We start from the raw sequence: 23,699 nt of genomic DNA, 5'->3' as shown, positions 1-23,699 counted from the left end.
TCCGTTGAGTTTTAAATCGGTTTCCAGCGGAACAGACGACGTTCCATTGGTTTCAACAGCCCCCCTTCGAGGGCAAGCATCAGCAAGACCAGCGTGAGTGTCCACGCAAATACTTGGTCGGTTTGCACCAGATCGGCCGCCTGACGCAACCGGTATCCAATGCCATCAGAGGAGCCCAGCGTTTCGGCCACGAGCGACACCCGCCAGCCGAATCCGAATGCCAGTCGGGCGCCAGAGAAAAAGTAGGGCAGGATGGTGGGCAGATAAATCTTGCGCAGGATCTGTGTGCGCGACATGCGAAAGCTGCGCGCCAGGTCTATATGCTGTTTGTCTACGTTCTTTGATCCCTGCCATACATTGGTCAGGATCAGCGGCATGGCGGTCATGAAGACAACAAAGATCGTTGTCGCGTTTGATATGCCAAACCAGATGATGGCGAACACCGCCCAGATTGCCGACGAGACGGTATTGACTACCGAGAGCAGTGGCTCGAAAAAATTGGCCAGCGTACGATTCGCTCCCAGCGCCAAACCCAATGGCGTGCCTACTATGGTGGCCAGGACAAAGCCCATCGCTACGCGGTACAGCGTCATGCCGATATCGTGCAGGAACGTGGGCGTGGCGAATAGGGCTTGCATGGCCGCCCAGACTTTCGTGGGGCCGGGCAGGATAAAGGCCGGCATGCGCGACGCGGCAAGCGCCCAGAGGGCAATGAAGACCAGCGCCAGGAACAGACGCTGACTCAGCAGGATCCACACGGAACGAGTGGCGGTTTGCGTCATGGCGTTACCTTCAGGCGGAGTTGGCGGGTCAGTTCGGCCGTGTCCGGGTCGGTGGGCAAGCGAGGACGAGCCAACGGCACGTCGACGATTTGTTTGACACGGCCGGGACGAGGCTCCAGCAACACGATGCGATCCGCGAGCACGACGGCTTCCTCAACGTCGTGTGTGACAAACAGAATGGTGGCGCCACTGGCCGCCTGAATCCGCAGCAGTTCCTGATGCATCTGGCTGCGCGTGTGCGGATCCAGCTTTGAAAAGGGTTCGTCCATCAGCAGTATTGACGGCTCGACGACCAGGCTGCGCGCCAGGGCAACGCGGCTGCGCATACCGCCGGACAACTGATGAGGCCACGATTGAGCGAACTCGGCCAGTCCTACGGTGCGCAGGGCTTGTTCCGCACGCTCATGCCGTTCATGACGGGACAGTGACTGGGCCTCCAGGCCGAACTCGACGTTGTCGCGTACGGTGCGCCAAGGCAGCAGACGGTCTTCCTGGAACATATACGCCAGTTTGTGCCACTGCTTGAATTGTGCGGTGGGCTGGCCCTCGATGTCCAGGTCGCCGGTATCGAATGAGTCCAGGCCCGCAACGATATTCAGCAATGTGCTTTTGCCGCAGCCGGAAGCCCCCAGCAAGGCAACGACTTCGCCGCGGCGCACGTCGAAAGACACGTCGCGCAAGGCCTGCAGCGAGCCATAAAATTTGTTGAGTTGCGTCGCCTGCAGCACGATGGGTGCCGCGCTGCGGGCGGCATTACCGGCCAATACGATGTCGGGTTGGGCACTCATCGCCAGCTCCCTGGGCCGCTAATAGGAATGGCCGCACCGGTTTCTGCCAGGCTTGCATACAGTTTCTCCATGGTCATTGCCTGGAATGTCTCAATATGTCGCCGCGCGATCAGCTCGGCACGTTTGCCGTCCTTGTCTTCGAAAGCTGTAATCAAGGCGTTATGGTCGTGCTTGATTTCCGGCTTGGTCTTTTGAACGCCAAATCCCAGCGCGACCAGCCGGGACATTTCGTCCAGCAGCGATGCCAACGTGCGATGCAGCCGTTCATTGCCGCACGCGGCTGAGATGGCCAGATGAAAAGCTGAGTTCGCATCCATGAACGCATCAATCTGGTCGTTCAGTTGCATGACTGGGTGTTGCACTCGGCAGGCGGCCTCGAGTTCACGCAACTGTGCGATGTCAACGCGACCGACGGCTAGACGTGCCGCCAGGGGTTCGAGCTGAACCCGCAGCGTAAAGACTTCCTCCACGTCACGTAAGGTAATGGGCGCAATTTGGTAGCCCTTGCGGGGGCGAGACTTTACAAAGCCTTCCTGGGCCAGTCTCACCAAGGCGATACGCACACTGTTCTTGCGGATGCCGTACCGAGTCATCAGCTCGGGCTCGGTCACAAATGCGCCGGGAGGCAATCGGCAAGAAAGTATGTCTCGCCGCACGCGGGCGTAGGCGTCATCCCCAAAACTTAAGGCGCTGTTTGCTTCATGTGCAGGTGCAGAAAAAACAGGGGGAAGGATCATGGCCGCCGCATCTAGAGTGGATGTGTAAGCAGCTCACAGATGTTTCTAGAACTGCCTACATGAGACCATTCTAGGTACTCACATGCGAAGTGTGAAACATCAATATGCACTATGCATATAAGTAAAAACCATATAAATCAAAGGTTTGTGAGCGGCTTACGTGAGCTGCTCACAAGATTTTCTTGTGGGAATATGGCTGGGGCGCGGCGGATGCCAAAGAGTGAGACTGATCGAGTTTTGCGTCGCCGCAATTATGCAGATAGTGCCGCGCCGCAGTAGCGGCATCCGGCGAGTTGCGCATCGCTGATGGGTTGGTCTTTCGGCAGGCCCGTTAATGGCGTGTGCAGACACTCATGCGCCAGCCACTGACGCAGGAGATCGTAGCTTTCCATGTTGCTGCGCCAAGTCGGTGCACAGAGGTAATAGCCGAGTGAGCCTTCAAATGTTTGCTGAAACACATCGACGAGTTCGCCCGTGGCGAGCTCTCGTTCGATGAGGCAATCGGGTATGAGTGCAACCCCTAAGCCGGACGCGGCGGCCTGGATGATCATGGTGAATAGATTGAAGCCGGGTCCAAAGCGGGCCCGGCTGTATTCGCCCGTGGTGCTGGCAAACCAGTCTTCCCATGCTTGGGGAATCTCGATGTGTTGGAGCAAGGTACAGCGCTTGATGTCGTCAAAGCGTTTGATGCGTTGCCGATCGAGATAATCGGGAGAGCACACGATCCGAGTTTCGCGGCCGATTAAATACGTCGCTGTGCCGTCGGGCCAGTCACCGTAGCCGTATTCAATAGAAGCATCGAAATCAAGCTCCGTGCTTTTATAGTCGGCTACGGTATAGCGCACAAAATTGATGGAGATATCCGGATGAATCGCCCTGAAGGTCTTGAGTTTGGGAAGCAGCCACTGTGATGCAAATGTTGGGGCGACCGACAAGCTGAGCGACTGAGCGGACTGTTGTGTTGTCATCACTTGAGATGTCGCACTCTCTAGCGCACGAACCGCCGGCCTGATGAGGCTGAGGTAGGTCGTCCCCATCCGAGTCAATTGCAGTCCATTGGGCGTACGCAAAAAAAGAGTGTGTCCGAGATAGCTTTCCAAGGTCGCGATGTGCCGGCTGATGGCGCTCTGTGTCACAAACAAGTCTTTTCCCGCTTTGGAGAACGACAGGTGACGTGCCGAGGCGATAAAGGCGTTCAGCTCAGAGAGGGTGGGGCAGCGGCGTCTCATGGGGCGTATGAGTAAAACTCATATGGCTGTTCAAATTTGTGTCGAATTTCTAAGGGGGAACCCCATATCCTTCGAGGCGATTGTAGCGGTAGAGTGCGGCCTGTCGTATTTTGTCTGGTTAAATCGTTACCGCTATGAAGCCCGTCGTCGTAAAAAATTGCAAGATCCTCAATACTCGTACGTTGGTCCTCGAGGAGGCACAGAATGTGCTGATCGAAGACGGGCTGATTTCCCAGATTGGCGGTGCAGATGTGGTGTCGCCGGAAGCCGAAGTGATCGACGCCCAGGGCAAGACGCTCATGCCCGGCATGATCGACTGCCACGTGCACGTCGTGGCCTCGTCCTTTAACCTGGGGCGCATGGCGAGCATGTCCAACACCATGGCGTTGTTGCGTGCGTTGCCCATTATGCAAGGCATGTTGGACCGGGGTTTTACTTCGGTGCGCGACGCAGGCGGCGCCGACTGGGCACTGGCCGATGCGGTGACGTCGGGGTTGATCGATGGCCCGCGTGTCTTCTGCTCTGGCAAGGCCTTGTCTCAAACTGGCGGCCATGCAGATTTCCGTGCACGTAATGACATCCTGGATGATCCCTGCTCCTGCGCCGGGAAAATCGGCAATATCGGCCAAGTGGTCGATGGCGTTGACGAGTGCCGCCGGGCGGTGCGCGAGCAAATACTCAATGGCGCCACTCAAATCAAAGTGATGGCGTCGGGCGGTGTGTCTTCTCCGCATGATCCGGTTCAAAACCTGGGTTTTTCCGAGGCGGAGTTGACCGCTATCGTGGAAGAGGCCGACAACGCCAACACGTATGTCATGGCGCATGCCTATACGGCGCGCGCCATCATCCGCGCAGTGAAGTGCGGTGTGCGCACGATTGAACACGGGAATCTGGTCGATCACGAAGCCGCGCAACTCATGAAGGAACGTGGCGTCTACATGGTGCCCACGGTCATTACGTACGAAGGTCTGGCCAATGAAGGCGAGCGCTATGGCTTGCCGGCCGACTCGGTCAAGAAGATCGCGGACGTACGTACGCATGGCATGCGTGCGCTGGAGATCCTCGAGGAAGTCGGCGTGAAAATGGGTTTTGGCAGCGATCTGCTGGGCGAAACCCACTATATGCAATCCCAGGAGTTGGTGCTGCGCAGCCGTGTCGTGGGCAATGCCAAGGCCATTCAGCAAGCCACCTTGATCGGTGCGGAGATCCTCAATCACGAGGGCCGTCTGGGTGAAGTGGTCGAAGGCGCCTACGCCGACCTGTTGTTGATCGACGGCAATCCGCTGGAAAACATCGAACTGCTCACGGACACTGACTCGATCAAGCTGATCGTGCAACGCGGCCAAGTCTACAAGAACGCCTGCTGACAGGCCCCATCCTTCCCTCTCGGATTTCATTATGTTTTCTATATCGGAGCGCCTGGAGCGCTTGCCGTTCAGCCGCTTTCATTTTAAGCTGCTGATGATCGGCGGCCTCGGGCTGGCTTTTGAGGCGCTGGACGCCGGCATCATCGCTTTTATCATTCCTTCGCTGCGTACGCAGTGGGGCCTGACGACAGGCGAAATCGGCTGGATTGCCAGCAGCACCTACGTGGGCTTTCTGGTGGGCGCATTGTTCTCCGGCATTCTCGGAGACCGCTTTGGCCGTAAAAAGGTCATGATGTGGGCCTTGCTGCTATTTTGCTTGGCGACCTTTGCCAATGCTTTCGCCACGAATTTCCATGAGTTCTACATCCTGCGCATGATTGCCGGCGTCGGGATGGGAGCAGAGGGCGCCATCATTGCGCCGTATCTGGCCGAGTTCGTCAGCAGCAAATATCGCGGCCGCTTTACCGGTGCGTTGGCAGGTTTCTTCTCTTTTGGCTTCGTGGTGTCGGCCTTGCTGGGCTATTTCATCGTGCCGATGAGTGATGATGGCTGGCGCTGGATCATGATTATTGCCTCCGTGCCGGTGATTTTCCTGTTGTGGTGGCGCAAGTCACTGTTCGAGTCCCCGCGCTGGCTCGAACACGTGGGCAGAACGGCCGAGGCCGATCGTATCTGCTCCAACATCGAAAACCAGGTGCAACAGCATTTGGGGCGTCCCTTGCCCATGCCTGTCTCGACGCGCAAGTCGGGCGCCGCAAAGCCCGCGGCTCCGCAACAAAGCGCGTGGGCGAAACTGGCATCGCTGTTCTCGGCCAAGTACCTTGGCACCACGGTACTGGTCTGGGTATTCTGGATCACGGTGCTGTTTTGCTATTACGCATTCCTGGTGTGGATCCCGAGCTTGTTGGTCGAGCGTGGTTTTACGATCACCAAGAGTTTCTCGTTCACGATTCTGATTTACCTCGCGCAGATTCCGGGGTATTTCTCGGCGGCCTACTTCAATGACAAGTTCGGCCGTAAGTACACCATCCTGGCCTATATGTTGTTCTCGTGCCTGGCCGCGCTGGGGCTGGCCTTTGCCAGTGGCGAGTCCGAGATCATCTTGCTGAGCATGCTGCTGTCCTTTGGTATGAACGGCGTGATTGCGGGCCAGTACACGTACACCGCTGAAATTTATCCCACCGCGATTCGCGCGACCGGGATGGGCGCTGCCTCGGCCTTTGCGCGAGTCGGGTCGATTGCCTCTCCGACCATTGTCGGTGTTGCCTACCCCGTCCTGGGCTTTGGTGGTGTGTTTGCCATGATGACGACGATTCTGTTGATTGGCGGCCTGGGTATCTTGTTCTTTGGCAAGAACACCCGTGGTGTGGTGCTGGAGGAAATCGAGGCATGAGTTCGCCATTTCAGCCATGGGCCGCGCATGCCCGGGCATTGGGCCTGGCATGCACAGAGCAGGCTCAATGGGAGGCCATCTCGGGTTTGCTGAAACAGGCTTTCGGATACGCCTTGTTTACGTCGCTGCTCTATCTGGAAGACCACCGTTTGATGAAGCGGCTCCATACCTCTGATGAAAGCATCAGTCCATTAGGTGGGTTCAAGGCGACCGGCGCGGGACCATGGTCACGCCAGGTCCTCGAGCAAGGGCAGTTTTATATTGCGCGCAACGAGGACGATATACGAACGGTGTTTTCCGAGGCGTCGTTGCTGATCGACCGTGGCCTGCACTCGGCCTTCAATATTCCAGTGCGCCATGGGGGCTGCGTGATCGGTTCGCTCAATCTGCTGAGCCGTCGTCATGCCTACGACCAGGTGGACCAGGATCTGGCGACGGTCATTGCCGGAATCTGCGCGCCGGTGTTTTTGCAGGCCTTATCGGCGGCGCAAGCTGCTGTTGCGGATGTGGACCGATCACAACTCGATAGTGTTTAAGTAGCGCAATCGCGACTCTGTTCGCCGGGCATCTTTGGGATGCTCGGCGTTTTTCTGTTTCTGATTTACTCATCACCAAGTTTTCATGGATACCTTATTGCCCACCGGCCACCCTGCTGATCGGTTTACCCAACTGACGCCTTTGGCAACGCAATCGCCGTTGAAGGCCGCTATCACCGAGGCCTGGTGCCGGCCGGAGCCCGCCGCAATCCCCTGGTTGATGGAGCAGGCGCGTTTGCCCGAAGACATGGTGGCGCGCAGCCAGGCCTTGGCGACCCGTATCGCGACGGCACTGCGCGCGCGCAAGGCCTCGCGCGGCAAGGCCGGATTGGTCCAGGGCTTGCTGCAGGAGTTCTCTCTGTCCTCGCAAGAGGGTATTGCTCTGATGTGTCTGGCAGAGGCATTGCTGCGTATTCCGGATACGGCCACGCGCAATGTGCTGATTCGCGACAAGATCAGCCATGGCAATTGGAAAGAACACGTCGGCCAGAGCCCGTCGATGTTCGTCAACGCTGCCGCCTGGGGGCTGATGCTGACCGGCAAGCTGGTAGCGACGCACAGTGAGCGAGGCATGACGAACTCGCTCGGGCGCTTGATTGCCAAGGGGGGCGAGCCGCTGATCCGCAAAGGCGTAGACATGGCCATGCGCATGATGGGCGAGCAATTCGTAACCGGCGAAAACATGGCCGAGGCGCTCAAGCATGCACAGGCGCTGGAGACACAGGGCTTTCGTTATTCCTACGACATGTTGGGCGAGGCGGCGCTGACGGCGGCCGATGCGCAGCGTTATTACCAGGACTACGAGCGGGCTATTCATGCCATCGGGAAGGCGTCGAACGGACGGGGTGTGTATGAAGGCCCTGGCATTTCGATCAAACTGTCGGCTTTGCATCCGCGCTATTACCGTGCCCAGATCGGCCGGGTGATGGCCGAGCTGTATCCCAGCGTGCTCAAACTCGCCCGGCTGGCGCGTCAGTACGACATCGGCCTGAATATCGATGCCGAGGAAACGGATCGCCTGGAACTGTCGCTGGAGTTGCTGGAAAAACTATGCTTTGAGCCGGAGTTGCAGGGCTGGAAAGGCATAGGCTTTGTCATCCAGGCCTACCAGAAGCGTTGTCCCTATGTCATTGATTTCATCATCGATCTGGGGCGGCGCAGCGGCCAGCGCTTGATGATCCGTCTGGTCAAGGGCGCCTATTGGGATACGGAAATCAAACGTGCTCAGCTCGAGGGAATGGAAGACTATCCCGTCTACACGCGCAAGCCCTACACTGATTTGTCCTATATCGCATGCGCCCGCAAACTGTTGGCCGCGCCCGATGCCGTCTATCCGCAGTTCGCGACGCACAATGCCCAAACGCTGGCCACGGTTTATGAGCTGGCCGATCCGCAAAGCTATTATCCCGGGCAGTATGAGTTCCAATGCCTGCACGGCATGGGCGAACCCTTGTATGAACAAGTGGTGGGTTCGGTGGACGGCGGCAAGCTGGGCCGTCCGTGTCGGATCTATGCGCCAGTGGGAACACATGAGACACTGCTGGCGTATCTGGTTCGCCGCTTGCTGGAAAACGGTGCCAACACGTCTTTCGTGAATCAGGTCGCGGATCAGGATTTTCCGATCGAGTCCTTGGTACAGAATCCGGTCGAGTTGATCGAGAAAATGGCGTTTGCCGAGGGCAAAGTCGGTGAGTCGCATCCCGGCATTCCCATGCCTGCGGATCTGTATGGCCGGGATCGTGTGAATTCGCGTGGTTTGAACTTGGCGAACGAGCATACGCTGGCTCAGCTGAGCCATGATCTCGCCGAGGCAGCGCGTCAAACATTAGCTGCCGGGCCGATGATTGCGCCGGATATGGCCAACGCACACGATATCGTGCCGCTGCCTGTGCCGGTTCTGAATCCGTCGACGCATTCGGACCTCGTCGGCTCTGTGCGGGAGGCCACCAAACTGGAGGTCGAGGCCGCGTTGCAGGCCGCTCATGATTTTGCGCCAGCCTGGGCGAGTACGCCTGCGACCGAGCGTGCCGCCGCGTTGATACGCGCTGCCGACCTCATGGAGGCGCAAATCAAGCCGTTGATGGGCATCCTGGTGCGCGAGGCGGGAAAAACCTATGCCAATGCGATCGCGGAGGTCCGCGAGGCGGTCGATTTCCTGCGTTACTACGCGGCCCAGATACAGAGCCAATTCGACAATGCGACGCACACGCCTTTGGGGCCGGTAGTCTGCATCAGCCCATGGAATTTCCCGTTGGCCATTTTCACGGGCCAAGTCGCCGCCGCGCNGGCGGCGGGCAACACCGTGCTGGCAAAACCCGCTGAGCAAACGCCGCTGATCGCGGCACGGGCGATTGAATTGCTGTGGCAGGCAGGCATACCTCAGGCGGCGGTACAGTTACTGCCGGGCCGTGGAGAGACAGTGGGCGCTCAGTTGACGGGCGATGCGCGCGTGATGGGTGTGATGTTCACGGGCTCGACCGAGGTGGCCCGAATTCTGCAGAAGACCGTGGCGCAGCGTCTGACACCTGACGGTCAGCCGATCCCATTGATCGCCGAGACCGGTGGTCAGAACGCAATGATCGTGGATTCGTCGGCATTGACTGAACAAGTCGTGGTCGATGTCTTGAGCTCCGCGTTTGATAGCGCCGGTCAACGTTGCTCGGCGCTGCGCGTGCTGTGTGTGCAAGAGGACGCGGCGGATCGTCTGATCACTATGCTCAAGGGCGCGATGGAAGAACTGCGTCTGGGCAACCCGGAACAGATCGCCAATGATATCGGTCCGGTAATCGATGCCGAGGCTCAAGCCAATATTCAACGTCACATCGACACGCTGCGCGGCAAGGGGCGTGCGGTGCATCAATTGTGCCAGCGTGATCCCGGTACGGCGCAGGGCACCTTTGTTCCGCCGACGCTGATCGAATTGCCGGATCTGGCTGATTTGCAGCGTGAAGTGTTTGGACCTGTCCTGCACGTGGTGCGCTATCGCCGCGAAGATCTCGATCTGTTGCTCGCACAGATCAAGGCGACCGGTTACGGTTTGACGATGGGGTTGCACACGCGTATTGATGAGACGATTGACCGTGTGGTGCATGCTGCCCATGCAGGCAATGTCTATATCAACCGTAATATCGTCGGCGCTGTGGTGGGTGTGCAGCCTTTTGGCGGCGAGGGCCTGTCGGGTACAGGGCCTAAAGCCGGTGGACCACTCTACGTGTATCGCCTGCTGTCGCGACGTCCCGACGCCGCGTTGGCACAGCCGTTTGGGGTACAGACGCAGATCCAATCCGCTCCGGTGCGATCGGCGCAGGCGTCTTTGGCCCAGTGGCGTCGGGCACAGGGGCAGGCCATGGAAGCTGCGCAGCCGTTTTTCAGCGATACGATGTTTGAGTTGGCCGGCCCCACTGGCGAGCGCAACACCTATCAGGTGTTGCCGCGGGAGGCGGTGTTGTGCCTGGCTGACAATGATGCCGATCGGCTTAATCAGTTGGCAGCCATATTGGCGGTTGGCAGTCATGCCGTGTGGCCTGGTGCGAATGCTCAGGCCGTGGCTCTGCATGGCCGCCTGCCGCAGGATGTACGCAACCACATCACGCTGGCCTCCGATCTGGCGCACGCCAATTTTGACGCGGTCCTTCATCATGGCGACGAGGAATCCCTGCGTCGTACGTTGGCGGCGATCTCGCAACGGGACGGAGCGATTGTGACCGTCACGGGCTTGGCGAGCGGCGAAACGCAAATTCCGTTGGAGCGTCTTGTGATCGAACGGGCCCTGAGCGTGAACACCGCGGCAGCAGGGGGGAATGCCAGCTTGATGACGATGGCTTGATAGGGGTATCCCCGGCATGACCTCCGGGATATTGACGCTGTGCGGCGCCGGCCCACGGCCGGCCGAGAACTGTCTACTGGCTGAATACCCCGAAAACAACGGCATGGCATTGCGCCCGAAAATTGTCTAGTATCGAAGTCTGTTACGCCGTATATCAATAAACAGGCTACGGCCGATGGGTGGCATCACGCATCGGCCAATCGAGGAGACATCCATGCTAGGGATTACACGGGTTTTGGCTTCATTGGTCGTGGCTGCGCTGCCCTGGGCAGCGGGGGCCGCACCGGCAAAGGTCATGGCGCCGGGAGGGCCAGGCGGCGGCTATGACGCCGCGGCACGCGTGCCGCTGCAGGTCATGCAGCAGGCCGGCATTTTCACCGACGGGTTCCAGGTCACGAACAAGGGCGGCGCAGGCGGCACGATCGGCTTGGCAGAGTTCATCAACACCAGCAAGAACGACGACAACGCCATCATGTCGATGGGGGCGATCCTGGTCGGCGGCATCATTCTGAATAAATCGCCGGTATCGCTGGATCAGGTGACGCCTCTCGTCAGATTGACCGATGACGCCGATGTACTGGCCGTACCGATGAATTCGCCCATCAAGACGGTAGCCGATGTGATCGCCGCGATGAAGAGCAACCCCGGTGCACTGGCAATCGGCGGCGGTTCGATTGGCGGTGTCGACCAAGTCGCGGCAGGGCTGATCGCCAAATCCGCCGGCGTCGATCCGCGCAAGCTCAATTACATCCCCTATCCGAGCGGCGCGGAGCTGGTGCCCTTACTGGTCAGTGGACAATTGAAGCTGGCATTGTCGGGATTGTCAGAATTCAAGCCCTATGCGGATCAGAAGCGCCTGCGCATCATTGCCGTGACGTCCGATAAGCGTCTGCCAGGCGTTGACGCGCCGACCCTCAAAGAGTCCGGTGTGGACGTGGTGATCGGGAACTGGCGCGGTATTGTGGGAGCGCCGGGGATGAGCAAAGAAGGCCGTGCCATGTGGCTGGATCGTTTTCAAAAGATGCATGCCTCACCCCAATGGAAGCAGACCCTGGAGAAACAGGGGTGGGATGATGCTTATCTCGCAGGGGACGATTTCGCCAAATTCCTGGACGAGGAAAAAGTCCGCCAGGAACAGGTGTTGAAAGATCTCGGCCTGGCAAAGTAAGCCATTCCCGTACAGGAGAACGTCATGTCCGCGACGCCGCAACGCCGTCCGTGGTGGTTGGCCTTGGCCGTGATCATTATTGGCGCGATCTGGCTGCAGCAAGGGTATGCGCTGCCAGACGCGGCGGGCTATGGTGGGGTCGGGCCGGGGGCTTTTGTCATGCTGGTCGGCGCGGTCCTGATTCTGCTCGGGTTAGCCTTGATGGCGCAGATCGCGCGCGGTGACTCGTTTGATCCCCAGGAAGCCGAGAGTGCCGAGGCCGACGCCGCACCGTCGCGCAAGGCTTTTGCCTTTGCCGCAGCAGGGGCGGGCGTACCGCTACTGACGATGCAATCGCTCGGCTTCCCTTTGACCGCCATGCTGGCGTTTGTCTTGGTCACGCATGCGTTTGGATCACGCCGGCTGGTGCTCGACAGCGTGATCGGTCTGGTACTGGGGACGATTTGCTGGGTGGGATTTTCCTGGTTGGGTGTGACGTTGGGCGGCGCATTGCCGCTGGCGGGGTGGTGAGATGGATGCCTTTGATTCCTTGATGGCGGGTTTTGGGGTCGCGTTGCAGCCTGCGCATTTGATGTGGGCGTTTGTCGGATCATTACTGGGGACGGCCATTGGCGTGTTGCCGGGGATCGGACCGGCCCTGACGATTGCGCTGCTGTTGCCGGTGACGGTGAAGCTGGCGCCGACGGCCGCATTCATCATGTTTGCCGGCGTGCTGTACGGCGCGATGTATGGCGGGTCTACGACCTCCATATTGTTGAATACCCCTGGCGAAAGCGGCTCGATGATGACGGCGCTCGAGGGGAACAAGATGGCGCGCGCAGGACGCGGCGCCGCCGCGTTGGCGACCGCCGCGATCGGGTCCTTTGTGGCGGGGACATTGGCGACATTGGGCTTGACGTTCCTGGCGCCGGCGATTGCAGAACTGGCGTTCGTGTTCGGGCCGGCAGATTATTTCGCCTTGATGCTGTTGGCCTTTACGTCGGTATCGGTGGTGTTGGGGACATCGCGGGTACGCGGGTTTATTGCGTTGTTCCTGGGCCTGGCGATGGGCGTGGTGGGCATTGACGGCCCGTCTGGCCAGGCGCGCCTGGCGTTCGGTTCTCCGGACTTGTTGGACGGCATCGATATCACGGTGGTGCTGGTGTCCTTATTTGCCGTCGGGGAAATTCTCTATGTGGCCAGCCGCTATCGCAACGCGCCGCCTGCGGTGAACCCGCTGTCGGGTGGGCACTGGATGACGCGGCAGGATTGGCAACGGTCGTGGAAACCCTGGTTGCGTGGAACGGCGCTGGGTTTTCCGATCGGGGCGTTGCCGGCTGGGGGCTCCGAAGTGCCGACATTTCTGTCGTACACGATAGAGCGCCGATTGAGCCGGCACAAAGAGGAGTTCGGCAACGGCGCGATTGAGGGGGTCGCAGGGCCCGAGGCGGCGAACAACGCGGCGGCGGCGGGCATTCTGGTGCCGTTGCTGACCCTGGGCTTGCCCACATCGGCGACTGCTGCCGTGTTGCTGGCTGCGTTCCAAAGCTATGGTCTGCAGCCCGGCCCATTCTTGTTCGTCAACAGTGCCGATCTGGTATGGGGGCTGATCGCGTCGCTGTATGTAGGCAACCTGATGCTGCTGGTTCTGAATCTGCCGCTGGTGGGCTTGTGGGTGCGATTGCTGTTGGTTCCCCGTCCGTATTTGTATGCGGGCATCCTGGTCTTTGCCATGGTCGGGATCTGGGGCGTCGGCACGTCGTGGATGGATCTGCTGCTGATGTTTGTGATCGGTTTGGCAGGTTATGTGATGCGCGTTTATGACTTTCCCATCGCGCCAGTGTTGATCGGATTGATTTTGGGGCCGCTGGCAGAGACGCAATTGCGCCGTGCTTTGTCGATTGGCGAAGGCAATCCGCTGGTGCTGGTGTCCTCGCCGTTGTCGGCCACCTTCATCGCGTTGGCGCTGGCCGTGCTGTTCTTGCCGGCGCTGTTGCGCAAGTTGCGGGCGAACGCGTGATCGTCCTGCCATCCTGATAAGCTGGCGCATCGAGTGGGTAGGAATGTAGGAATAGTCCTTTTTTTTATTTACCTGATCGTTGCTCGTCAACCGTAGGATCTACGGTTCAGCCAGCTATATCAACGTATTTGCCGCTGAACGGGTAGCGAAATCCGGTCGCTACCCCGCTACAAAACAATAAGAACGTTAGCTAGCCTAGCGGCTCGCTCAGCCGAGGGCGATGCGTTGGCGCCTGTTTATACCGTTGGAAACTGTGCAACGACATGCCTCGATGCTGGGCGTCTTGCCCTGGCTGAGCCCTATCGGCTCGGTTGTTGATTTCCTCCTCTCAATTTTCACATCCATCGCACCGCGTTGCCGGTGGCGGTGCCGTGTGCGTCGTGAATGTGTAGATGATGCGTTTGTTCCGTATTCAGGCTTGTGGCGTGTTGGCCAGGGTGTTGGCGTGTGTGTTGCTGGGTCTCTCTGGCGGTGGCCAGGCATGGGCGCAGACCTTGCCCCTGACCGTTGATACTGGAGCGGCCGGGGTACGCCCGGTGGTGGGCAATCAAGGCGGGGTGCCGGTCATCCAGATTGCGCCTCCTGCGGCAGGGGTGTCGAACAACAAGTTCACCGAGTTCAACGTCGGTCCTTCTGGCGTCATTTTGAACAACAGCGGTGCGGCGAGCCAGACGCAGTTGGCTGGCCAGATTGCGGGCAATCCCCACTTGGGCCGCGGCCCTGCGACGACGATCCTGAATCAGGTGACTGCACCCAACCCCTCGCAGTTGCGTGGGTTGCTGGAGGTCGCGGGGCAACGCGCTAATGTGATCGTCGCCAACCCGGCCGGGATTGCCTGTGACGGGTGCGGATTTGTGAATGCCTCCCGGGCCACGTTGACGACGGGGCGGCCGCTCGTCGGTCTGGAGGCGGGGGCACCAGGCAGTGTGGCCTTTGAAGTCACCGAGGGCCTGCTGCAGATCAATGGCCAGGGTTTGAATGTCTCCAACATTAGCAACGTTGATTTACTGGCGCGCGCGATTCAGATCAACGCGCAGGTATGGGCCGACCATCTGAATGTGGTGGCCGGTGCGGCGCGCGTCGATGGTGTCACCGGCGAGGTCACGGCGATCCAAGGCAAGGGGCCTGCTCCCCGGGTGTCGCTGGATACGGCCGCGTTAGGCGGCATGTACGCCAATTCGATCCGATTGATTGGTACCGAGCGTGGCCTGGGCGTGAACATGGGCGGTGCGCTGCAGGCGCTGACCGGCGATCTTGTCATCACGAACGAAGGCGAGGTGCACATCGCTCCCCAGGGGTCGATCAAGGCCCATGGTGAGGTGTATGTGCAGGCCCCGCGTCTGGAGACCCGCGGCCGCGTGGAGGGCCAGCATGTCTCGGTGCGTGCGCAGTCGTTACTCAACGAAGGGGGCACGATTCAGGCGGCGGGCGACATCGATATATCGGTGGCGTGGATGCACAACCTGAACGCGAATTTCGCCTCGGAGAACGTGGAGCTGTCCTCGACTCCCAAGGTGTATTACACGCCGAGCGGCAGCACGGACATGTACGATGCCGCGACGACCTGGCTCTGTGATGCGGTGACGCCGGCCTGCGGCAAGCACCCGAGCTGGCTCAATGATGACCCCGAGCGCCGCCTGTTGCTGCCTTCGGCGCAATATCCCGAGGCGCAATATGGGCCGCCCTTTGATTACGTGCCGCAACAACGCGGCCACGCCGGGATCACCAGTCCTATTGCCTTGAGCCTTACCCCGTCGCAGCGGACGTGCCAGGGGCCGGGTGGCGACGCCGGTTGCAACTGGGTCACCACACCGGACCAATTCCATTACGAACCCCATGGGCGCATCTGGACCGCGTTTGGCGTAGCGCCGCCTCAAGGGCCGCAGCCTGTCTGGCATGAATCCAAGGCGCGTCGTGGCCGGCAGTCTGATGACCGCCCACGCGTGACCACCAAACCGCACAATCAACCCACACCCGAACGTCGAGCTTACGAGGCGGCGATCAACACGTACAAAGGACCGTACGGGGAACTGGATTCGCGCATCCGGGCGTTCAACCAAAACTTCAAAGACCGGCTGGTCCAGGACTTTACCTATTACGAAGTCCACGACAAGGTGTCCGAGACACGCACGCGACACAGTCAGCCAGGCCGCATCCTGGCCGGTGGCGCGATTGCGTTGCGTGGCGAGGTGACCAACGACAAGAGCCACATCGTCGCCACCGGCCCGTTGACCATCGCGGGTCCGGCGCTGCGCAACCACGGCGCAGGCGGTGAGCGCCGGGTGACGCGTGAAGGGCAGGCGACCTTTACCCAGGCGCGGCATGGCGATCGCAAGGCTCATCGTTCGCCTTATCACGTGACCTTGTCGAGCGAGCCCATCTCGTTGCCCGTGGGGCCGTCCAACGTATTTCCGCAAGGGGCGCTGCGCGATCAGCACGAGTACACCACGTTGATCTCCGGCAGGGACACGTTTATTGCGGTTGAAGGCGAGCTGCACAACAGCGGCATGATCGCCCCGCGCGAGGCCATGGTGGCGAGGGCGGCGAACATCCTCAACCAGGAGGGAGGGCGGATCCAGGGGCGCATCGTAGACCTGCAAGCCCGTGAAAAGCTGCGCAACGTCGCGTCGCAGATCAAGGGCGACATCGTCTCGCTGCGTGCTGGGCAGGATATCGAGTTGAGTTCGGTCGTTGCGTCCGAGAGCCTTGGGGCCACGTCAGGAACACACATGGCTGGCGTTTCCCAAGTGCAGGCCGACGACCTCCTGATCGCAGCCGGGCGGGATCTGAAATTGGTGGCTGCGCAGGTGTCGGCTGAACACGATGCGCACCTGCGGGCGGGGCGCGATATGCGTTTGGACACGGTCACCGAACGACATCGAGAGGCGATCGTGGGTGATGCCCACAATCGCCATGAACGACAGACGACTCGTGCCGTTGGTTCAACGGTCGCAGCCGGGGGCGATCTGACAATGATGGCGCAGCAAGATCTCAGCGCCGATGCTGCGCAGATCGATGCGCAACAACACCTGGCGGTAGGTGCAGGCCGGGACGTCAGCGTGGGCGCAGGCAAGAGCACGGGCTCTGCCAGAGATCAATCGCGGACCAAGACAAAGGGCTTGTTGTCATCCAAGACGACGGACACCGTCAAGGCTGTTGCGTGGGAACGCGCCGAGGCGTCCACTTTGACAGGCGAGACGGTGGAGGTCGTCGCGGGCCGGGACTTGAAGGTCGTGGGCTCAAACCTCGTTGGAGAACAGGACATACAGATCACCGTAGAGGGCGATCTTCATGTTGCTGGGGCCGATGAACACTACGAGACTTATCAGTACGAAAGAACCAGAAAGAAGGGCATCGGCAGTGGCGGCGGTTTCAGTGCGGGTTACCAGAAGCAAGTCCGCACCGATAAGTTTCAGACAGACAGTACAGGCTATGCGGCCAGCACGCTCGGCAGCGTCGAGGGGAATTTGAACCTCGATGCCGCCGGAGACATCTACATGCAGGCCAGCAACCTGTTGGCCCAACATGGCGACATCACGGTGCAAGGGCGCAACGTAGAGATCGTGGCGGGGATGGGCCACGCGCATCAGGCGGAGCATCACGAATTCGAACAATCGGGCCTGAGCATCGGCGTGGCGGGCGGTGTACTGGGTGCTGCGCAGCAGATCCAGCACACGATACGTGAAGCGAGCGGAGCACAAAGCGGACGGTTGGCGGCCGTCAAGGCGGGGCAGGCCGCGTACGAGGCCGTGCAGGCGGGGCGGATGATGGCGGCCCAGGACGCAAACAAGCAGTCCGGTGCTGACGGTCAGGCTGGAACCGACGCGCAGGCGGCGAAGAAGGGCCAGACTCAGGCACAAATCCAGATCAGTGCGGGCTCGACCCGCGCGAGCAGTACGACTAAACGCACGCAAGAAACGGCGTTCGGATCGTCGGTGATCGCGGGCGGCGACGTCAATATTGTTGCCGATGGTGAGCGAGGCGCGCAGGGCAAACTGACGGCTGCGGATTCGCCTATTGCGGCGTCAAGCGCGGCAGGGGGCAATGTGAAAGGCGCCAGAGATCGCGCTACGGATGTTGCGAAGGGCGAGGCTGCGCGGGCTGGCGGCCACATCACGGTCGCAGGCAGCGACATTGCTGGCAAAAATGTCCTGTTGTCTGCCATGGATGATCTGACCCTGCAGGGCGTGACGCAGACCTCGACCGAGATCACCAAAAACCATAACAGCGGCTGGAAGGCCGGTGTCGGTGTGGGCGTCTCTGAGGGCGGTGGCGGCATCAACGTCTTTGCCAGTGGCTATCAGGGCGGTGGTCGAGGCGAAGGCAACGGCGTTGAACGTCGGGAAACGCAGATCAGTGCGCAAGACAACGTGGTGATGCTCTCGGGCCGCGACACGGTGTTGGCCGGTGCCCAGGTCCGAGCCGATCACATTGAGGTGTCGGCGCGACGCAATCTGGAAATAGTTAGTCAACAAGATTCGGACCGTTACGATGCCAGGCAGCAGCAGGTCAACGCCGGCGGCAGTTTCAGCGTGGGGTCGATGACCGGGACTGCGAACCTGGGAGCCAACCGGGGCAAGACTCGCTCGCGTTACGACAGTGTGAACGAGCAGACCGGTCTTTATGCCGGTGAGGGCGGGTTCGACATCGAGGTCGGTGCGCACACACAACTGGATGGTGCCGTGATTGCCAGCCGTGCCGCACCGGACAAAAACTATCTTGCGACCGAGACGCTGGGTTTTACGGACATCGAGAACAAGGCTGCTTATCGCGCCTCGTCGACGGGCATGTCGGTGGGCGTGGCCGGTGTCTTCGATATTCTGGAGAACCAAGGATCCATCGTAGGCGGCCCGCCCGGGGGCTTGAGTCTGGCCGCGGCGCGTGGGACGGCCTCTGGTACGACGCAAGCGGCGATCGCACCGGCCACGATCGAGGTGCGTGCGGATAACGCCAGCGGCCGAGACAGCGCAGCGGGCTTGAACCGTCACGCAGATAACGCCAATGGCCGTATAGACCGGATCTTTGACCAGAATCAGGTCCGCGAGCAACTGGAATTCCAGCAGGCCTTTGCGCAGCTCGGCATGCAGATCGCGGGGGATGTGGCGGCCCAACTCCAAAAAGACAATCCGGAGCTGTGGGCGGAAAAAGGCGCGGGACGTATCGCGCTGCACGCCGCTGTTGCAGGCCTGGGTGCAGCCTTGGGCGCGGGCGATGTCGGCGGCGCTGTGGCGGGCACCATCGCAGGCGACATTACCGCGAACCTCGTGCGCGACCAGGTCGAGCAGGCCGTGCAGAGCCTGCCCGCGGGGTCCAAAGAGACCGTGGCCAAGGTCATTGTCAACGTGGTCGCCAGCACGGCAGGCGGTTTGGTTGGCGGGACCAGCGGAGCCGGCGGCGCGGCGGCGGCCGATCGCTTTAACCGTCAACTGCACCCTGACGAAGGCGAGCTGATCCGCAAGCACGTCGACCGCTATGCCAAACGCCAAGACATCAGTATCGAGCAGGCAAAGGCAGAACTCACCGGGCAGGCGCAACGCCAGACCGACGACCGTGCCGCCGAGTACTACGCGGAAAATCCCACCGCCCGTGGGTTCCTTGCAGAGATTGCGACAGAGCTGCAGGGCAGCGGTTTTGCGTACTTCGATGGTCAGATCGATCAGAGCAATAAAAACGAACTGCAGTTCGCCGGCTTCTTACACGATAACGACAATCTCGCCGAGTTCTATGACGCAGTCAATTTAGGCGATCTCTACGACACCGCGTGGGAGCATCTGCGGGCGAGCAAGCAGAGTTTGAGCAGCCTGACCGGCGTCACTCGCGCACAGGCCGAAGCGGCAGACACACTGGATTATTACGCTACCAACCCGGGAGACTTGGCCAAGGTGCGGGAGGCATTACGAGCTGAGCGTGACCATGCCCTCGCCGAGGGAAAAGCATGGGCCGAGCGTGATGGAGCGATCGCACGCGAGTACGAAAGAACCGCCCACATACTCGACGAAAAGCTGGAGACGATCAAGACCAAACAAAATGGTGGCGTCTATGAACTCAAGGACCTGTCGCCGGAAGACCGAATCGCGCTCGGCGCGGCGATGCCGTCGATGGAAGGGAAAGCGGGGCGGGTGAGCTCGCCACCAACGCCGGGAGGGGGCAAAGCGGCAGGAGCAGCAAAGACGAAGCAGGGCCCCGCGGGCTACGTTTCGGGAGGAAACGGTAGAGAATTAAGTACGCTAACGAGGACCGGCGAGCACTGGCGTGTTCCTCAGAGTGTTGTCGATAGGTTTCCAAAGGAATGGGAAGTGGGGTTAAATAAAAAAGGCGTTGGTTATCGTTGGCAAGATCCCAAAAATCAAGGTAATGGTGTACGTATCGACAAGGGTAATTCGGAAGTAAGTCAGCCTATTCAACAAGTAGATCACGTAATTGTGCGTTCTAATGGAAGAGTTATTGGCCGGGACGGAAAGCCAATAGAAGGCTCGATTAAAGATAGTCCAGAGCAGGCACACATCCCTTTAAGTGAGTATCAAAAATGGAAGACCTGGAACTCTCCGGATTGAAATGTCCAGCAATGCGAAAAGAACTGATAGATTATCTGCAAGGACTTGCGGATAAAGACTATCAGTACAAAGCTTGGGTCAATGATCAGCGGCCGGGTGGTGGTCATGATGAGCTGAATTACGCTATTCATTTCCTATATGACGATACGAATCTGGCGGGAGATCCGAGATCCACGCTTGGATGGTTTTTGAAAAATGATGAAGAAGTCGTTTCGATATCCGATCTTGTGAAAAAAATAGATTTTGTTTTTGGTAAATATGGCCTTGAGTTGACGGACAAGGAATACATTGAAAAGCCTGAATGGGATGATGTCGTTCAGGCTGCCAAGACGGCGTTGCGAACAATGTAGCGTTTGTGCGAATCTGACCCATATAGCTTTGAAAGAAAAATTCCAAAGCATAGATATGTTGGATTCAAGAGATATGACGAAAAATTAATACGTCAAAGCGAGATCAGAGAACTCTTGCCGCGCCGCTCAGACATTCGTCAGAATGCAGGAAAGCTCAGAGTCTGCCACAGCTGCATAGCGTTCAAGTTAGCACGCAATGACGTCGCTAGTCTCTCCTAGCGACGTCATCCAGATAGCTTAGAGACTAGCTATCTTTCGATACTTGTCTCCTCATAACGTATGACACACGGTACGATGATAAAGGTGCGGTTTGGTTAAACAAACTGCTTGCTCGGTTTAACCGTATTGCTGCTGGGATTGCTGTGAGCGTCAACCTGTTGTTGAGCGCCCGTCGTGCGCATAGGATCAGCTAGCCAATCCAGGTCGTTGATGTCGTCTAGCTTGACACCGGCTGTCATCAAAATAGCGACAGCATGGGTATTGCCTGCCTGTATCTCATTTTGCAGCATTGTCTTAGCAGCGGCCCTGAAGAGCCAATTAGTCTCTAATAGCCCTTTCAGCTCACGGATTTTCAACGATGTGGATGAATGTCGCTCTAGGGCATAGTGTTGGATCATCGAATAAGCGATATTACCCCTACCCGGATGAGAGATCCGAGACAGCAAGACATTCATGACGGCATGGAATCGGACGCCGTCGCATTTGAGCAGGTTTTTTATTGCCTGCTTATCATCAATGGAACCAGCTAGGAACAGCGCGTGGTTCCAGCCCACACCACCTGCAATCATGAGTTCCGCCGCCTCTAGATTGCTTTGCTCTAATTGCTCGTAGAGCGCGCTATCTGAGGCAAACTCACCATGATCAGGAACCTCCTCCGAATCAACGATTGTCCGAATCGCGCTGATACGTTCTTCGCGGCTTAGGCCAGGCATGTTGACAACGGCTTCCATCAACGGGCCTGGGCTGATGCTCTGTGATCTGGCCATTTCCATCAATCCCGCCAGATTACGCTTTTGCCCGAAGTGCGCGGCAACAAGTTTGTCCGAGCTGAGTGTGCCGGCTCGATGCGGTACGGCTTGGTCAGCGCTATCAGCATTACTAGCGAGATCGCATCCCTCTGGATCGGCCTTGATCGTTTCGGTGCCCGTATCTGGCGCAGCGAGTGCGCTCATTGCAGGCAATGCGGTAGACGTGCCAGTGGACAGATTTTGTACGTATTCCATAAGTGTTTTCTAAAAGATAGCGTCGTTGATTGGTGATTTCACCGATCGATGAGTAACACTGACACTAAGCCGCGTTCCGATTCCTGGTTCGCATGCATCACGCCAGGCCTTAAGCTTTCCGTCTGAGTCGACGATAGTGGGTGGAATTTCGGTGTCTCCCCGATATGGGGGTTCTTCGAAGAAAAACAGACTTACAGAAAGCCGTTTGAAAAAAGCAATGACGCGTAACGCCAGACCCTTGGATCAGAATTCGTTGAGGCTCCTAAACAGCACGGTTTAGATAATCTGTACGTCGCATTACCAGAATTTCTGCAGAAAATGTTCCGGGGCACCCTCAGATGGGCGGTCGGATCAGTCTGGTAATAACGAAGACTCCGTCAACCCCCCATTTGCAAATCCCGCCGAGCGGAATAGCCTGTATTCACGTTGACTTAGCTCACGTGCCGTGCCTCAGGATGCAATTCGTCTTTGTGCCTTAACTGAACGCAAAAAGAGATCACGCTTTCCCGCGTGTGGTGCGGCCGACTCATAACAACATCAGGAGACTCCGCGTGTCTACACAGACGATCCTTTGGATCCCCATCGCACATAGGAAATACGCCGAAGCCAATGGCGCGAAATATGATGCCGAACAAGGCGTATGGTACGTAGCAGGAGAAATACCATCCGCACTGGTCGAGTACATCGCGCTGGCCCCTCGCGCGCGCGACTATACGAAAGAGGCAGTACCGAATTGCCCTATCTGTGGACATGCGATGGTCTGGATCAATACCAAGAAACCGTTCTGGGGCTGCAGCCAGTATAAGAACACTTATTGCCGAGGGTCTCGTCCCGGAGACTACGCGGCACGCTATCCAACCACCTTCGCAGCCCCCAAAACCATATCGAACAACGCTGCCGGCAGTTCAACGTTTGTGCGTGGTATTCATCTGACTCGAATCCTGTCGCTGCTGCGCCGCTGTGTTCAAAACAATGACAAGATATTGATCTGGTTGAACGAGAATAGAACCGAATTCAGGGGAAAGAGCGCCTTGGAACTCATGGGGACCAAAGACGGCCTCCGGCGCGTCGAAGCATTCATTCTCGAAGCCTTCGACGTGTCTTAAGAGGTAAAGATGCAGTCGTTTAGCTGCACGTCTTTGGATGTCGCGAAGCCGTGGTATGGACGATTTCCTGTTGGCCTATGAGAAATCGTTGCTCGAGAGATCTTCTGTTTGCCACCGAGGCCAAAGCCCTCGCATGTCGATCACGAACGCTATTCATTGGTGCGCCCGTAGGCGCCAATGAATAGCCGCCCTGCAAGATCTTCGTCTTTGCAGAAATCATCACCTACGAAGCCTACGTAGACCACCCGTCCCAGCGACGAGGGGATCAGAGATGCTGTGAGTCGAAGCGGGGCAGTGACCGTGTTGACGCGCCTCGGAGTCGAGCGAGGGAAACCGAAGGAGCGTAGCGACGAGGTTGACGAAGCGGTGTCGGACGCGCAGGCGGCCGACCGACTCCGTGAAGCGCCAANACGGTCACTGCCCCGNTTCGACGTCCAATAGCACTCAATCCCCGTCCTGCCAATACTGAAACGTCCAATAGAGTTCCCCCATCAGCAGGTCATCCAACCCGCCCACAACTGAAAACCTGAACGGACAAAAACAGGGTGACTCAGGCCCGACTCAGTATTCCGCATCGATCGAGTTATCGGGCCGGTCCTATTTTTAGTTTTCTAAATATCGGCATGAGAACGGCATCGCTT

General features: G+C 58.7%; 15 protein-coding genes and 1 pseudogene. 11 read left to right on the top strand and 5 right to left on the bottom strand.

The features are described from left to right. Positions 1–11: 11 nt before the first annotated feature. From ACNA0J_RS19015 to ACNA0J_RS19000, 4 genes are all read right to left on the bottom strand, one after another. Positions 12–782 carry an ABC transporter permease gene (locus tag ACNA0J_RS19015; RefSeq protein WP_415820425.1) on the bottom strand — a complete coding sequence of 257 codons (771 nt, stop codon included), beginning with the start codon at positions 780–782 and terminating at the stop codon, positions 12–14. After that, positions 779–1,570 carry an ABC transporter ATP-binding protein gene (locus ACNA0J_RS19010; RefSeq protein WP_415820424.1) on the bottom strand — a complete coding sequence of 264 codons (792 nt, stop codon included), beginning with the start codon at positions 1,568–1,570 and terminating at the stop codon, positions 779–781. The genes ACNA0J_RS19015 and ACNA0J_RS19010 overlap by 4 nt, the downstream gene beginning before the upstream one ends. Beyond that, the gene (locus ACNA0J_RS19005) at positions 1,567–2,307 is read right to left on the bottom strand and encodes a GntR family transcriptional regulator (protein ID WP_415820423.1); all 741 of its coding nucleotides are present in this window, start codon (positions 2,305–2,307) and stop codon (positions 1,567–1,569) included. Before ACNA0J_RS19005 ends, ACNA0J_RS19010 begins: the two co-directional genes overlap by 4 nt. A gap of 251 nt (positions 2,308–2,558) precedes the next feature. Then, positions 2,559–3,536: a LysR substrate-binding domain-containing protein gene (locus tag ACNA0J_RS19000; RefSeq protein WP_415820422.1), complete on the bottom strand. Its 978-nt coding sequence runs from the start codon at positions 3,534–3,536 to the stop codon at positions 2,559–2,561. A gap of 134 nt (positions 3,537–3,670) precedes the next feature. Between ACNA0J_RS19000 and ACNA0J_RS18995 the strand changes: the two genes are divergently transcribed. The 10 genes and pseudogenes from ACNA0J_RS18995 (at position 3,671) to ACNA0J_RS18950 (ending at position 20,729) form a co-directional block, all read left to right on the top strand. Continuing rightward, a complete protein-coding gene (locus tag ACNA0J_RS18995; protein WP_415820421.1) occupies positions 3,671–4,903 on the top strand; it encodes a metal-dependent hydrolase family protein in 1,233 nt (410 codons plus the stop codon). 31 nt (positions 4,904–4,934) lie between these two features. Then, positions 4,935–6,296: an MFS transporter gene (locus tag ACNA0J_RS18990; protein ID WP_415820420.1), complete on the top strand. Its 1,362-nt coding sequence runs from the start codon at positions 4,935–4,937 to the stop codon at positions 6,294–6,296. Continuing rightward, entirely contained in the window at positions 6,293–6,832 is a 540-nt protein-coding gene (locus ACNA0J_RS18985; RefSeq protein WP_415820419.1) for a GAF domain-containing protein, read from the top strand. Before ACNA0J_RS18990 ends, ACNA0J_RS18985 begins: the two co-directional genes overlap by 4 nt. Positions 6,833–6,917: 85 nt before the next feature. Then, a pseudogene (putA, locus tag ACNA0J_RS18980) lies at positions 6,918–9,117 on the top strand (bifunctional proline dehydrogenase/L-glutamate gamma-semialdehyde dehydrogenase PutA); the annotation flags it as partial. A 1-nt stretch (position 9,118) separates the two neighbouring features. Next, on the top strand, positions 9,119–10,658 hold a 1,540-nt coding region (locus tag ACNA0J_RS18975), incomplete at its 5' end, for an L-glutamate gamma-semialdehyde dehydrogenase (protein WP_415820418.1). Between the two features lie 214 nt (positions 10,659–10,872). Continuing rightward, entirely contained in the window at positions 10,873–11,826 is a 954-nt protein-coding gene (locus ACNA0J_RS18970) for a tripartite tricarboxylate transporter substrate binding protein (RefSeq protein WP_415820416.1), read from the top strand. 24 nt (positions 11,827–11,850) lie between these two features. Then, positions 11,851–12,336 (top strand): tripartite tricarboxylate transporter TctB family protein, encoded by a 486-nt coding sequence (locus ACNA0J_RS18965; RefSeq protein ID WP_415820415.1) that lies wholly within the window; start codon positions 11,851–11,853, stop codon positions 12,334–12,336. A gap of 1 nt (position 12,337) precedes the next feature. Further along, on the top strand, positions 12,338–13,825 hold the full coding sequence (locus tag ACNA0J_RS18960; protein ID WP_415820414.1) for a tripartite tricarboxylate transporter permease: 1,488 nt from the start codon (positions 12,338–12,340) through the stop codon (positions 13,823–13,825). 392 nt (positions 13,826–14,217) lie between these two features. Then, on the top strand, positions 14,218–20,379 hold the full coding sequence (locus ACNA0J_RS18955; protein ID WP_415820413.1) for a hemagglutinin repeat-containing protein: 6,162 nt from the start codon (positions 14,218–14,220) through the stop codon (positions 20,377–20,379). Then, positions 20,352–20,729, top strand: a complete 378-nt coding sequence (locus ACNA0J_RS18950) for an SCO4402 family protein (protein ID WP_415820412.1) — start codon at positions 20,352–20,354, stop codon at positions 20,727–20,729. The genes ACNA0J_RS18955 and ACNA0J_RS18950 overlap by 28 nt, the downstream gene beginning before the upstream one ends. A gap of 314 nt (positions 20,730–21,043) precedes the next feature. Here ACNA0J_RS18950 and ACNA0J_RS18945 read toward each other — a convergent pair whose 3' ends face one another. Continuing rightward, positions 21,044–21,952 carry a hypothetical protein gene (locus ACNA0J_RS18945; protein ID WP_415820411.1) on the bottom strand — a complete coding sequence of 303 codons (909 nt, stop codon included), beginning with the start codon at positions 21,950–21,952 and terminating at the stop codon, positions 21,044–21,046. A gap of 551 nt (positions 21,953–22,503) precedes the next feature. Between ACNA0J_RS18945 and ACNA0J_RS18940 the strand changes: the two genes are divergently transcribed. Continuing rightward, positions 22,504–23,058 (top strand): MbcA/ParS/Xre antitoxin family protein, encoded by a 555-nt coding sequence (locus ACNA0J_RS18940; RefSeq protein WP_415820410.1) that lies wholly within the window; start codon positions 22,504–22,506, stop codon positions 23,056–23,058. Positions 23,059–23,699: the final 641 nt, after the last annotated feature.

This window comes from Bordetella tumbae (genome assembly GCF_965139195.1).
Taxonomy (GTDB): domain Bacteria; phylum Pseudomonadota; class Gammaproteobacteria; order Burkholderiales; family Burkholderiaceae_B; genus Bordetella_A; species Bordetella_A tumbae.
The sequence above is the reverse complement of the archived record's forward strand: the minus strand, read 5'-3'. Positions and strand labels throughout refer to the sequence as shown.